Here is a 13,265-nt window from a genome sequence, read left to right as displayed (position 1 = left end):
ATTTGGCTGGTGTGGCCAAATATTTGAATTGTTAGCTTGATTTGCTGGAAGGTTTACTTTCTTATCGCTCTCAATTCTTTAGATGCCGCTGCCTTAATGATTGAATCTTTTGGCACTAAATTTAAGGAAGTTTAAAAAAACGTTTGGTATTTGCATTCGTTTCTTCTGCAAATTGCTGTGTTGGTTTGTTTAGGATGTTTGCAATGTATTCGCCAATGTGGGGTAAGTACTTTGGCTCGTTACGTCGGTTTTTAGGTTTTGGCGTCAGGGTTCTGGGAAGAAGGTAGGGCGCATCCGTCTCAATCATTAAGCGATCTGATGGGATTATTTTGACCAACTCATGGAGATGAAAACCCCTGCGCTCATCACAAATCCAGCCAGTTATCCCAATGTATAAACCAAGGTCCAGATAACGTATCAGATCTTCTTTCACACCTGTAAAGCAATGAATGACGGCATCCGGCAGGTCATTTTTAAACTCCTTTAGCATGTCAATCATTTGGTCGGCAGCGTCTCTTTCATGAAGAAAAAGAGGCTTTTGTATTTGGGTGGCTAACTCAAGGTGTTTTTGAAAAGACGCGATTTGATCTTCGGGGGTTGAAAAATTGCGATTGAAGTCCAATCCCGTTTCGCCGATGGCAACAACTTTAGGGTCTTGAGCAAGCGAGGTGATCTTTTTAAAAGTGTCGGTCGAGTTCTCTTTAGCATCGTGAGGATGTATGCCGGCAGTCGAATATAGGCCGTATTCTTGTGCCTGTTTGAGCGCTAAAGTACTTTCTTTGACGCTGGTGCCTGTCAGAATGATGGATTCGACCCCGGATTCTTTTGCGTCCTGTAAAACCTGAGGTTGGTCTGACTTGAATTGTTTATTGGATAAGTTAACGCCAATGTCGATCCATTGGTTTGAATCTGTGTTAGACATCATGAATGTATTCATTGCTCCATGTCACTGCGGTTCGATAAAAAGTATTGATGTCTTGATCGTGAATCTGCATGGTTTTTAATAACTTCCAGTTAATTTTATCCCATAGACCATTTTCATGCGCTAAGACAGCTGCCAGTACTATACCAAGGTGGCCCTTATAGTGCAGCAAGGCTTGTACAACTTCTTCAGAAAGGGGGAGTTTTTCAAGCAGAAGTTTCATGGGGACGTCCATGAACGCAGGTAAACAAGAAAGCATGCCGACAGTGAAGAAAATATCGCTATCGATAGAATCAAACTTTTTAGACAGTAATTCACATGTTTTGGCTCTGACTAATGCCACCGCAGTGAGTTCTTTGGGCTTGTCGTCCAGGTTGGATAAGGACAAAAGAATGACCCAGGATTTGATTTTTTTAAGCCCCAGCCAAGTGAGGGCTTGTTTAACAGAAGTAACCTTTCGGCCTTTAGAATAAGCGGCTGAGTTGACGAGTTTAAGCAGTTTGAAGGTTAATTCAGGGTCTTTTAAAAGTGCGGACTCAAGATCACTCCATTTGACATCCGGCGATTGAAATTGAGCAATCAAAGTGAGAACGACCTGTTTGTTGTAGGAAAGTCTTTTTCCTTTGATTAACTGAGGCTTTGCAAAGAAGTAACCTTGGAACAGTTCAAACCCTAACGCTTTACACAGTTCAAATTCTTCGTGGGTTTCAATTTTTTCCGCAAGTAATCGTTTTCTTGTTCGTTGAATTTTTTTAACGTCAGCCAGAAACGCTTTTCGGTCCGGGTAGGCCATTAAATCAACTTTAATGATGTCACACAGTTTAATGAGTTCAGTTTTATCGGGCGAATAGACAAAGTCGTCTAACGCTATGGTATAGCCTTGATTTTTAAGTTCCGTGATTGCCAGTATCACTTCATTGGAATCGGTGATGTCTTCCAGTACTTCTATGACCAGGCCTTTTTTATCAAAAGGTACGTCACTCAAAAGAAGGTTCTTAGTAAAGTTAACAAAGCCGGGAACTACGCCCGTGAGTTGTGAAATATCATTTTCTGAAAACGCTGATAGCAAGACTTGGCTGGTTGCGCTGTCTTCACCGTCGATTACGTTTGCTTCGTTGGTTTCACTGTTTCGAAAGAGTAGTTCGTATGCTGCAACTGCCAGGCCAGAGTCAAAAATAGGTTGGCGAGCCAAGAGAGGTTTTTTTTCAGATAACTCGTTATCCATATAATGATCTTAATTAACGTCATTGTTGCTTAATGTTCTACACTTAACTAAAGATTTTAGTGTAGTACACGATAAATGTAACTCAACCATAGTTTTATGACAGAGGTTATTAATGTCAGGAATATTAGATTCCGTTGATTCCAGGACTCAGCTCGTAGGCGAGAATCGTCTTGAAATCCTAACATTTCGTTTGCATGGGAATCAGCAGTACGCAATTAACGTATTTAAAATTCAAGAAGTTCTGCCATTACCGAATCTCACGCTGATTCCTCATAGGCACCCTCATGTTTGTGGTGTGATACACCTTCGTGGGGCGACCTTGCCTGTCATTGATTTAAGTGCTGCCATTGGTATGCGTCCCATCCAGCCAGATGAAAAGTGCACCATTATCGTGACCGAATACAACCGCTCCGTTCAGGCGTTTTTGGTGGGCGGTGTTAGCCGAATTATTAACTTAAACTGGGAAGATATTTTGCCGCCGCCGCAAGGTTCAGGGCGTCAGAACTTTTTAACCGCCATTACGCGCATTGAAGATAAGATCGTTGAAATCATTGATGTAGAAAAAGTGTTGGCAGAAATCACCCCATATAATACAGACGTATCAGATGATGTGCTTGACCCTGAGGTGATGCAATACGCCGAAGGACTAGAAATATTACTGGTTGATGATTCTACCGTCGCTATTGCTCAGGCGACGGACACACTTGAAAAAATTGGTATTAAAGTAACGTCACGCAGCGATGGTTTACAGGCTTTACGTCACCTTCAGGAGTTGGTCAGTTCCGGTGTCAGTCCACCTGAAAAATATTTGATGATGATCACGGATGCTGAGATGCCGTCTATGGATGGTTATCGTTTGACGACAGAGATCAGGAACGATCCAAAACTCAAAGATCTATACATAATTCTCCATACATCACTGAGTGGTGGATTTAACAAAGCCATGGTGCAAAAAGTGGGTTGCGACGATTTCTTGTCAAAATTTCAGCCAGACTTATTAGCTGATGCGGTTCAGCAGCGCATAAAAGATTGTAAGTTAACGTAACTTATTAATATTCAGGCTTTATTCGAAATACGATATTGAATAAGATTGGATGAAATATACAAAGGAATGTTGCTATGTCCAGTCTTACTATCCACTCCCTTTTTCATTACCCAGTGAAGTCTTGCTCTCAAGTGGCTTTAACTACCGGGACATTATCTCATTCCGGTTTTTTGAATGACAGACGCTGGATGGTGGTTGATCAGGACACTGGCAAGTTTATTACACAGCGTAAATACCCGCTAATGTGCCGAATTCATACTTCTTTAAGGGAAACACCTGAAGGTACCGTGCTGAGCTTAAGTTACTTATCTGGTGATAAGAACAGCTCCATTGATGTGCCTTTGTCCTGCAGTGGCCTTATGTCCACTGAAGTGTGGGGCGATGTCCAAGATGCGTGGGATCAGGGCGATCAGGTAGCTACTTGGCTATCTGAATTAATAGGCCAGTCCGTTAGGTTAGTATATATCGGTGATGACCAGTTGAGGCAGGTGGATCAGGATTACTCAAACAACCCGAGCGATAAAGTTGGATTTGCGGATGGCTTCCCTTTTTTGATAACAACCGTTGCCTCCATTAAGCAATTTAACCAAGACTTGGGCTACGATATAGATGTACTTCGTTTCAGACCCAATATTGTGATTGATGGCGAAGATCTCAGGGCTTATGAAGAAGACGATTGGAAGGGCATCCGGGTTAACGGCATTGACTTTGAATTTGTTAAGCCTTGTTCAAGGTGTGTCATGCCGTCAATAAACCCTGTTTCTTTAGAGAAAGAACGAGCTGTGATAACTACTTTGGCCAACACTCGCCGAATCGGAAATAAAACTTACTTTGGTCAAAACGCTGTTCATTCTAGAGCCGAAGGCTCTTTATCCGTTGGTGATGTTGTAGAGTTATTGTAAATACTTAACTGAGCTGTTTTCAGAACAGCTCAATTTCTTCTTGGTTGTTGAAGGTCGAGCTGGAATTCTTAAAAGACGCCAAGGCCTCTTTAAGTGGTGAACCTGCAATGATTTGCTCGAACATCTCCCTTTCAGATTCCATCGTGTATCGACTTTTTATGGTTTCCTGAAGTTTAACCCAGTCCGACTCTGGAGTACTTGTTGAGCTTTCGAGAAGCGATGAGGTCGCGCTCAGGCCCTCATTAATGTGATGCAAGCGCTGTGTCATGCGATCATAAAACTGCATTGCAATAATGGCCTCGTTGATCTTGCTTCGAAGCGCTTGAAAATCTTCTGTAGTCAGGCTGATTACAGTATCATCGTTGTGGTCGTCTAGGTGATGAAACTTCTCTGCAATGGTCGAAAACGAATTCGACAGCGCAGATACAGAATTGCCAGACTCTATCATCGTTGCTTCAATTTGTGCAGCAGCCAGCGCGAGCATTTTAATGGTTGATTCGATTTTAGCTTGGTTCGACATAGTTAAAATGATCCGTCTAAAAATTCATGTTTGGAAGGCTACGTTATTAGTTAACTCAGGCTAAAGGGCAAACATTCAGAATAGAGTATATATACTTAGCGCGCTACATTCATGATATAAGCCGATTTTCAGGGGAAGATAATGAAGTTAATTATAATGAGGCATGGAGAGGCGTCTTATGGTGCAGATTCCGACTCTCAGCGATGTTTGACAGATTATGGGAAAAAAGAGGTCATAAGTACTGCCAAGCAGCTGGGATCGCTCGTTTCAGCTCAGACCCACGTTTTTTATAGTCCATACCTAAGAACAGTTCAAACTGCAGATATAGTCTCTAAAGAGTTGTCTCTGGCCAAAACACCCGAAAAAACGCTCCAGGCTGGTACGGATTTTTTAGAAATAGCCAAGTGGTTGGAGTCCATTGAAGATAACGACATTTTAATTATTTCTCATAATCCGATGGTCACGCAGCTTACTAATGCTTTAGTCTATGGATTACAAAGCGCTGCAATGCCCAAGTTAATGTTTGATACTGCATATGCATGCTGCTTGAAGGGTGATTATGTAGGGTTGGACGGTTTTGAACTTGTTCAGCAGATTAGGCCAGAGTTGTAGTGGCAAACAGTTAGAGCGTGAATAATTAATCATTAATAGTGAGTGAGTGGATGACCTTTACGGAAAAACGATTGGATCTTGGGTATTTATCTGTGGCTTATAAAGAGTGGGGAGAGGCTTCCGGTGAGCTTCCTGTTCTTTTTTTTCATGGGTGGTTGGATAACGCAAACAGTTTCGATCTTGTTATTTCAGGACTTTCAAAAGATCGCCGCTATTTAGCATTTGATTTAACTGGTCATGGCCACTCAGAGCATCGACCGGAAGGCCAGCTATATCATTTTCTTGATGGTGTGGCCGATATTCGAAGAATCTTCGATGCATTAGAGCTTGAAAAAGCCATTGTCGTTGGTCATTCATTGGGCGCAGCTTTATTGAGTGCGTTCAGCTCTGCTTATCCAGAATTAGTCGATAGGGTGGCGCTGATTGAAGCGGTTGGACCGATATCGAATAACGAAGCGGAAATTGCGGATCAACTTCGGGACTCTGTTGATAAGCAGCTGATCGGAAGTGGTAATAATATGGCCGTGTATCCCGATTTGGAAACTATGGCCAAGGCACGGCAACGAGGCATAGGAGGGCTGGGTTTTGAGGCTTCAAGAAAACTGGTAGAGCGATCATCAATTAAGGTTGAAAATGGGTATGAATGGTCTTCAGATCCTCGCTTAAGAGTCCCTTCGCCGATGCGGCTTAGTGAATCTCAAGTAAAAGGTTTTTTAACTAAAATCACATCACCTCTGAAATTAATTTTAGCCGAAAAGAGCTTGATACCGGCCGAAATGATAGAAAAACGGTTAACGTACTTTTCAGACTATCAAATGTCTGTTTTTCCCGGAGGGCATCACCTTCATATGGAAGAGTCTGCATCTTTAGTGGCGGAAGCACTAAACTTATTTATTCAAACTGAACATTAACGGATCAAGAGTAAGGAATATGTACATGCACCGAAGTCGCATTCGATGTTTATTAAATCTTGTTTTTGGAATCACATGTTTGCTTTCTATTGAGACAAGGGCGGAGCTACAGCCATTTCCTTATACCTCCGTTGAAAAAAATGAAATTCAGGAAGTGCCGGATTATCGCCTGGTGTTGAGTAATGTTGCGAAAGTTAATGGTCGGATCAATGTCAGTAACAGTCGGAGGCTGAATGCCAACTTGGTGCGATCTTTGTACCGGTTGAATGACGGCTTTGAGTTGAGCGAGGTGTGGGGGTTTTATCAGCAACAACTTCAACGAAACAATGCAGAAGTTTGGTTTCAGTGTCATGGTCGAGACTGTGGTGTTAGCTCATTGTGGGCGAATGAAATATATGAAGATCCGAAACTGAGCGGTTTGGAGCAATCTCAACATTATGGTGTTTATCATTGGCGATCGTCTGGGCGAAGTCATATTGCCATTATTTATGGAATAGTGAGAGCAAACAAACGAATTTACATTCAGGTGGATCAAGTCACTGCGGCTGTTGATCAGGTGGCCGCAGGCCCTATCACCAAAAAAAGTGATTTGCCTGAGCGCAATCAAACACCTCTATTTGTACCTGTTTCCTTGAATGCTTCCGATCGATTGGTTATGACAACGTCTGCCAGGACTATAATTGCAGATATAAGTCAAAAATTATTAACCATGAGGCCTCAGAGAGTCTATTTGGTCGGGCACTACATTAGCAATGAAGGCATAGAGACCGAAATGGATAAAAGCCAGAAATTGGCAAAGCAGCTTTCGGAGTACATCATGTCCACTGTAACGGGTTTGAATCTTGATCCAAGAGGTGTTGGGCCGCTTTCATCAACACACCCTGAGGCGAAAGGCGTAACTCAATGGGTCGAAATCTTTGTTGAGAACTAACGGCTAAACACTTTGAAGTGAGGGGTTATGGCAAAAACAGTTTCACTGGTGCTAGGGAGTGGTGGAGCCCGAGGCTACGCACATATAGGTGTTATTGAGGTTCTTGAGGAAAAGGGCTATAAAATTAAGGCGATTTCCGGCGCTTCTATGGGGGCGCTGGTCGGTGGCGTTTATGCGGCGGGGAAATTGCCGGAATTCAAAGAGTGGGCCTCTGATTTTTCTGTATTAGGCTTTATTAAGCTGCTTGATTTTTCATTACGTGAGCCAGGTGCAATCCGGGGGGAACGGCTTTTTAAAGTGATTAAAGAAATGGTCGGGGACGTAAAAATTCAGAACCTGCCAATTGAATTCACGGCTGTTGCTACTGATTTGATTAGCCAAAAGGAAGTCTGGTTTCAGCAGGGCAGTTTAACGAGAGCGATGCGAGCGTCTATTTCTATTCCCAGCCTCTTTACACCAGTGTCACTAAAAGGAATGCTGTTGGTTGATGGTGGGGTGTTGAACCCATTACCTATTATTCCTACGGTGTCGGCCCATGCAGATATGATAGTGGCCGTGGATTTAGCGGGAAAAGAATCCTGTCCTACTATGATGAATGCGGATGATGCGGTTCCTCTTGATGAACAGGAAATGAAGCAACCCGAAACAGAATCCCTGATTTCAACAGATGCAGGCAAAGAGCTCATCAACGAATATGCCTCTCATGATTTCAGTCATTCAAGCTCCTTGTCTTTGGATACGTTCAGTGATTTATTTACCCCTGAAATTGAGGCGTTAGTTGCTGAACACAATAAGCCTGAAGATGTGGACTGGTGGGAAGGTTTTAAAACGCGGACATCTCGTTGGTACAAGTCCTTACAAACCGCAGTAGATGAAGGCCCCCAGATACCGATGATCAAAATGGGGCGAATTGATGTTATTCATCAGGCCATTGATACGATGCAAAGCTCTCTGGCCAAATATAAAGTTGCAGGTTACCCGCCGGATGTGATGATTCAAATACCGGCTAAGGCATGTGGTACACTGGATTTTCAAAAAGCTGAAGAGTTAATTCAACTGGGGCGTGAATGCGCTGAACGAGCCCTATAAATCAATTTCACTCGTATTAAATGCAATAAATTAACAATTGAATCAACATGTTTAGCCTAATCTTTTAACTTTCGTTACAATAGCGCTTTATTTTTTTTGGGCTACTTATGAATCAGCTAGAAGATTTGGATCACGATCCTGCTGTATCCGAGCTAAAAACAGTACAAGACATGGCTCGCTGGTGTTTCAGTTCAATGAATCAAAGCGATGTGTATTTTGGTCATGGAACGGATAATGCCTGGGATGAGAGTGTTCAATTGGTGCTGTTTACCTTGGCGTTACCATGGCACAGTTATGATGATTTTAAGCAGGCAGGTTTGTTAGCGTCTGAGCGATCCCGAATTGTACAAAATTTACACCTTCGTTTGGTTGAGCGTGTTCCTTTACCGTATATTTTCAATGTAGCTTGGTATTGTGACTTACCGTTTTATGTCGATGAACGTGTCTTAATTCCACGCTCGCCAATAGCGGAGTTAATTAAATCACGCTTTGATCGCTGGCTTGAAAATGAACCTTCTAAAATTTTAGATATGTGTACAGGCAGTGGTTGCATAGGTATTGCAACTGCCTACCAATTTAGAGATGCAGAAGTGGATTTAGTGGATTTATCCATGGATGCACTTGAAGTGGCACAGCAGAATATCGATGACCATAATTTGTCTGATCGAGTATTTCCAATTCAGTCGGATTTATTTTCTTCCATTCCGGATGGAGTGAAGTACGACTTAATTCTCGCAAACCCTCCTTATGTTGATCAGGAGGATTTTGATCTAATGCCAAATGAATTCGAGCATGAACCGGAAATGGCATTGCTGTCTGGTTTTGACGGTATGGATGCACCGAAACAGATATTACTGAATGCTGCCAGATATTTATCTGACGATGGTGTGTTTGTCATGGAAGTAGGGTATTCCATGCAAAATTTAGAAGCTGCTTTTCCCGGTGTTAAGTTCAAGTGGCTGAAGTTCGAAAATGGTGGCGACGGCGTATTTGTTATGACGCGCAAAGAATTAATAGAGAATCAGCAATTAATTGCTGAGGCATGTAAAGAAGCTTAAGGGGTAATCAATGTCTGGTAATAGTTTTGGTAAATTATTTACCGTTACAACGTTTGGCGAGAGTCATGGTAAAGCGTTAGGTTGTATCATAGATGGTTGCCCTCCTGGTATTGAAATCAGTGAAGAAGAAATTCAAGTTGATTTGGATCGCCGTAAACCAGGAACGTCCAAATTTACGACACAAAGAAAAGAGCCGGATCAGGTTGAGATATTGTCAGGCGTGTTTGAGGGCAAAACAACCGGTACGTCCATTGGTATGATTATTCACAATACCGATCAGCGCTCCAAAGACTATTCTGAAATTAAAGAAACATTTCGTCCTAACCATGCAGATTACTCTTATGAGCATAAATATGGCGCAAGAGATTACCGAGGTGGTGGTCGTTCATCCGCTCGGGAAACTGCGATGCGAGTTGCAGCAGGCTCTGTAGCTAAGAAGTATTTGAAGCAGCGTTATGGTATTGAAATTCGCGGCTACATGTCTCAGTTGGGGCCGATCAAGACGGAGAAGCTGGATTGGGAGCAAGTTCATCAAAACCCGTTCTTCTGTCCAGATGTGGATAAGTTGCCGGAGCTTGAAGATTATATGAAAAAGCTTCGCAAGTCTGGTGACTCCATTGGTGCTAAGATTACTATCGTTGCCTCTGGAATGCCTCCGGGTTTGGGAGAGCCGGTGTTTGATCGTTTGGATGCAGATCTGGCTCATGCGCTAATGAGTATCAATGCGGTTAAAGGCATTGAGATTGGGGATGGTTTTGGTTCTATTGAGCAAAAGGGTTCCGAGCACAGAGATGAGTTGAGCCCAGAGGGATTCTTATCAAACCACTCCGGTGGTGTGGCTGGCGGTATAACGACGGGTCAGGACTTAATTGCTCATATCGCACTTAAGCCAACGTCGAGTATTTTGATTCCGGGTAAGAGTATTAACAAAGCAGGTGAGCCTATTGATGTAATTACCAAGGGGCGTCATGATCCATGCGTGGGTATACGTGCGACACCGATCGCTGAGGCCATGGTTGCCATGGTGGTGATGGATCATGTGTTGAGACACCGTGCTCAGAATGCCGACGTGACTACATCTGTACCTGTGATTCCTTCTTCTGTGGATGTCTGATTCACCGTTTCTAAGTGATGGCCGGAATGACGTCATTCCGGCTTTTAAACTGTCTTCATTCTATTTCTGTTATTTTGCTTTTCTGGGGTGCTTGCTTCCTTTTTGGCCAATCTTTTTATCCGAAAAAGGCTTTGATGGTCTGCAGATTGCCGCATTTCATGCTGTATTCTTATCGACAAAAATATTTGCACCTTCTATTGCTGGTTATTTGTCGGATCGCTTTAATATCTTGATGTCGGTGATACGTTGTTCGTTAATATTTGCTGGTATTTCATTTTCTTTTTACATCTTGGGCTTTGACTATCTTGAACTGATCGTTATTGGGGTTGTTTATTCTGTTTTTTGGAATGCAATTCTTTCTCAATTTGAAGCTTATACCTTGTGTCGACTGGATAGTCAGGCTAATAGATATTCCAGAATTCGATTATGGGGGTCAATTGGGTTTATTGTGCTCTCATTTTCTTTGGGAGTGGTGTTTGAGTGGCTGTCTATCCAATGGCTGCCTTTTATTATGATTGCATTAATCGTATTTGCGTCCTATATCAGTTTTCAGCTTTCCGAGCTTGCAAAAACCGAAGAGAGCGACCCTAAAAAAAGGGTCCAAAAGCTGATGCCTGTCCTTAAAAAACCGGCGGTTGTTAGTTTTCTTCTGATTTGCTTTTTTATTCAACTTTCCCATGGCGCTTACTATTCGTTTTACAGTTTGTACCTTGAAGGTTATGGGTTTTCAAATTATTGGATAGGGGGATTGTGGTCGGTTGGTGTGGTCGCTGAGATTATTTTATTTTTGATTTTTCCATATTATTTGAAAAAATACGGTGAATACGTCTTATTGGTGTTGTCGATTATCCTGACCGTGTTGCGCTGGCTGGTCATTGGTTATTTCCCTGAGTCGCTTTCATTGGTGCTGTTTGCTCAGGGATTACATGCTTTTTCTTTTGGTTGTTTGCATGTGGTAAGTATGGTCTACGTTCAGCGGTTTTTTCCTTCTGGATTGTCGGGAAGAGGTCAGGCGCTGTATAGCGGGGTGAGTTTTGGGTTGGGTGGTGCGATCGGAGCTATTATCAGTGGTTTTTTATGGGAGTCAGGTTTAGAGCGAAACGTGATTTTTTATGTTGCTGCGGTTTCTGCGTTTTTGGCATTGCTGGTATCTGTTCGATTAAAGCCTCAGTATTGATAATTGGTAACAGGCATTAAAAAAGGCCGCAAATGCGGCCTTTTTTGAAGTAAGAACTTATTATTTTAAGTCTCTTGCTTTTTCGCCAGTGTATAGCTGACGAGGACGACCGATACGGTTATTGCCGCCGATCATTTCATGCCAATGTGCAATCCAGCCTGGAGTACGACCTGTAGCAAAGATTACAGTGAACATCTCTGTTGGAATGCCAAGTGCTTTAAGAATGATGCCTGAATAGAAATCAACGTTAGGGTATAGGTTACGCTTAACGAAGTATTCATCTTCTAGTGCAATTTTCTCAAGCTCCATAGCCATTTTAAGCTGAGGATCATCTTCCAAGCCAAGTTCAGCAAGTACTTCGTCGCAGCATTTTTTCATTTCTACTGCACGAGGGTCATAGCTCTTATAAACTCGGTGACCAAAGCCCATTAGACGGAATGGATCATCTTTGTCTTTTGCTTTGTCAATAAACTCTGGAATTTTGTCGTAACTTCCGATTTCATCCAACATCTTAAGTACGGCTTCGTTTGCACCACCGTGAGCAGGACCCCAAAGAGCAGCAATACCTGCAGCGATACAAGCAAATGGGTTTGCACCAGTAGAACCCGCTAGGCGAACCGTTGATGTAGATGCGTTCTGTTCATGATCAGCGTGCAATAAGAAAATCTTATCCATCGCGCGAGCAATAACAGGGTTGATTGGTTTTTCTTCACATGGAGTATTGAACATCATGTGTAGGAAGTTTTCAGAGTAGCCAAGTTCATTCTTAGGATACATGAACGGCTGGCCAATACTGTATTTATAAACCATGGCAGCAATCGTAGGCATTTTTGCAATCAAACGGTATGCAGAAACTTCACGATGGCGAGGGTCGTTGATGTCCAAGGAATCATGATAGAAGGCAGATAAAGCGCCTACTACACCACACATAATAGCCATTGGGTGGGAGTCACGACGGAAACCATGGAAGAAATCACTCAATTGGTCATGGACCATAGTATGATGAGTGATGGTATCTTCAAACTTTGCTTTTTCTTCTGCTGTTGGAAGCTCTCCGAACAGAAGCAGATGACAAGTTTCTAAGAAGCTGGCTTTTTCTGCCAGTTGTTCAATTGGGTAACCTCTGTGAAGAAGTACACCTTTGCCACCATCAATATAGGTAATTGCGGATTCACAGGCTGCTGTTGATACAAACCCTGGGTCGTAAGTGAAATATCCTTCAGCAGTTAAGCTTCGAACATCAATAACGTCTGGACCCACAGTTCCAGAATAAACTGGGAATTCAAGGGTTTTCCCGTCTATAGTCAACTGTGCTTTTTTATCAGCCATGCAAGGCCTCCTTGTAATACGTTTTCTTTAACTTCCTATGGAAGACCAGGGTATTTTCCCTGTTTAGCGCTCATCCCCGGATAAAGTATGGACGCAAAGTGCCTTACTGGTGCCGTAACTATAAGCTGTAACTTCTTTTTGTCAATCAAAGGCAGCTTTTCAGTGCGATAATTAGCTATTTTTATGGCGCTGGTGATTTTATGTTCTAAAGTTAGGTTTCATTATGGTGCGCCTTTTTAAAAGCTGTCTATTTTGCGTTTGATCTTGGTGCAAATCCGGTAATCACTGATCTTGATTGAATTTCTCTAAGTTGCTGATTATAATCACCGCGCTCTTAATTCTTGGCCTAGGTCAGGATTGTGACACCCGGATAAGTAGGACTCGTTCCTTATTAGTAATGCACTAATGTCTCTGCATTAGTACAAAGATA

13 protein-coding genes are annotated in these 13,265 nt (G+C 42.6%); 9 read left to right on the top strand and 4 right to left on the bottom strand.

The features are described from left to right. Nucleotides 1-121: 121 nt before the first annotated feature. A complete protein-coding gene (locus ABD744_RS07770) occupies nt 122-925 on the bottom strand; it encodes a TatD family hydrolase (protein WP_344797139.1) in 804 nt (267 codons plus the stop codon). Further along, nucleotides 915-2,147 (bottom strand): EAL and HDOD domain-containing protein, encoded by a 1,233-nt coding sequence (locus ABD744_RS07765; RefSeq protein ID WP_344797137.1) that lies wholly within the window; start codon nt 2,145-2,147, stop codon nt 915-917. The genes ABD744_RS07770 and ABD744_RS07765 overlap by 11 nt, the downstream gene beginning before the upstream one ends. Before the next feature lie 112 nt (nt 2,148-2,259). On the opposite strand from ABD744_RS07765, the gene ABD744_RS07760 reads away from it, so the two are divergent. Together ABD744_RS07760 and ABD744_RS07755 are read left to right on the top strand one after the other, a co-directional pair. Beyond that, nucleotides 2,260-3,192, top strand: coding sequence for a chemotaxis protein CheV (locus tag ABD744_RS07760; protein ID WP_344797136.1), 933 nt, complete (start codon nt 2,260-2,262; stop codon nt 3,190-3,192). A gap of 74 nt (nt 3,193-3,266) precedes the next feature. Continuing rightward, nucleotides 3,267-4,094: an MOSC domain-containing protein gene (locus ABD744_RS07755; RefSeq protein WP_344797134.1), complete on the top strand. Its 828-nt coding sequence runs from the start codon at nt 3,267-3,269 to the stop codon at nt 4,092-4,094. Nucleotides 4,095-4,113: 19 nt separating this feature from the next. On the opposite strand, the gene ABD744_RS07750 is transcribed toward ABD744_RS07755, so the two are convergent. Continuing rightward, nucleotides 4,114-4,614 carry a hypothetical protein gene (locus ABD744_RS07750; protein ID WP_344797132.1) on the bottom strand — a complete coding sequence of 167 codons (501 nt, stop codon included), beginning with the start codon at nt 4,612-4,614 and terminating at the stop codon, nt 4,114-4,116. Nucleotides 4,615-4,755: 141 nt separating this feature from the next. Here ABD744_RS07750 and sixA point away from each other — a divergent pair, with 141 nt between their 5' ends. The 7 genes from sixA (at nt 4,756) to ABD744_RS07715 (ending at nt 11,506) form a co-directional block, all read left to right on the top strand. Then, on the top strand, nt 4,756-5,226 hold the full coding sequence (sixA, locus tag ABD744_RS07745; protein ID WP_344797130.1) for a phosphohistidine phosphatase SixA: 471 nt from the start codon (nt 4,756-4,758) through the stop codon (nt 5,224-5,226). Between the two features lie 50 nt (nt 5,227-5,276). Beyond that, complete coding sequence (locus tag ABD744_RS07740) at nt 5,277-6,137, top strand: alpha/beta fold hydrolase (protein WP_344797128.1); 861 nt, start codon at nt 5,277-5,279, stop codon at nt 6,135-6,137. Nucleotides 6,138-6,162: 25 nt separating this feature from the next. After that, the gene (locus ABD744_RS07735) at nt 6,163-7,068 is read left to right on the top strand and encodes a DUF4892 domain-containing protein (RefSeq protein WP_344797126.1); all 906 of its coding nucleotides are present in this window, start codon (nt 6,163-6,165) and stop codon (nt 7,066-7,068) included. A gap of 27 nt (nt 7,069-7,095) precedes the next feature. After that, on the top strand, nt 7,096-8,157 hold the full coding sequence (locus ABD744_RS07730; protein WP_344797124.1) for a patatin-like phospholipase family protein: 1,062 nt from the start codon (nt 7,096-7,098) through the stop codon (nt 8,155-8,157). 107 nt (nt 8,158-8,264) lie between these two features. Further along, nucleotides 8,265-9,215, top strand: coding sequence for a 50S ribosomal protein L3 N(5)-glutamine methyltransferase (gene prmB, locus ABD744_RS07725; RefSeq protein ID WP_344797122.1), 951 nt, complete (start codon nt 8,265-8,267; stop codon nt 9,213-9,215). A 10-nt stretch (nt 9,216-9,225) separates the two neighbouring features. Further along, a complete protein-coding gene (gene aroC / locus ABD744_RS07720) occupies nt 9,226-10,329 on the top strand; it encodes a chorismate synthase (RefSeq protein WP_344797120.1) in 1,104 nt (367 codons plus the stop codon). Beyond that, nucleotides 10,322-11,506: an MFS transporter gene (locus tag ABD744_RS07715; protein ID WP_344797118.1), complete on the top strand. Its 1,185-nt coding sequence runs from the start codon at nt 10,322-10,324 to the stop codon at nt 11,504-11,506. The genes aroC and ABD744_RS07715 overlap by 8 nt, the downstream gene beginning before the upstream one ends. A 60-nt stretch (nt 11,507-11,566) precedes the next feature. Here the strand turns inward: ABD744_RS07715 and gltA are convergent, their stop codons facing one another. Next, nucleotides 11,567-12,835 (bottom strand): citrate synthase, encoded by a 1,269-nt coding sequence (gene gltA, locus ABD744_RS07710; protein ID WP_344797116.1) that lies wholly within the window; start codon nt 12,833-12,835, stop codon nt 11,567-11,569. Between the last annotated feature and the right edge of the window lie 430 nt (nt 12,836-13,265).

Origin of the sequence: Litoribacillus peritrichatus (assembly GCF_039537985.1) — a bacterium.
GTDB classification, from domain to species: Bacteria; Pseudomonadota; Gammaproteobacteria; order Pseudomonadales; family Litoribrevibacteraceae; genus Litoribacillus; species Litoribacillus peritrichatus.
Note: the sequence above shows the minus strand (reverse complement) of the source record. Positions and strands in the feature narration are given on the sequence as shown.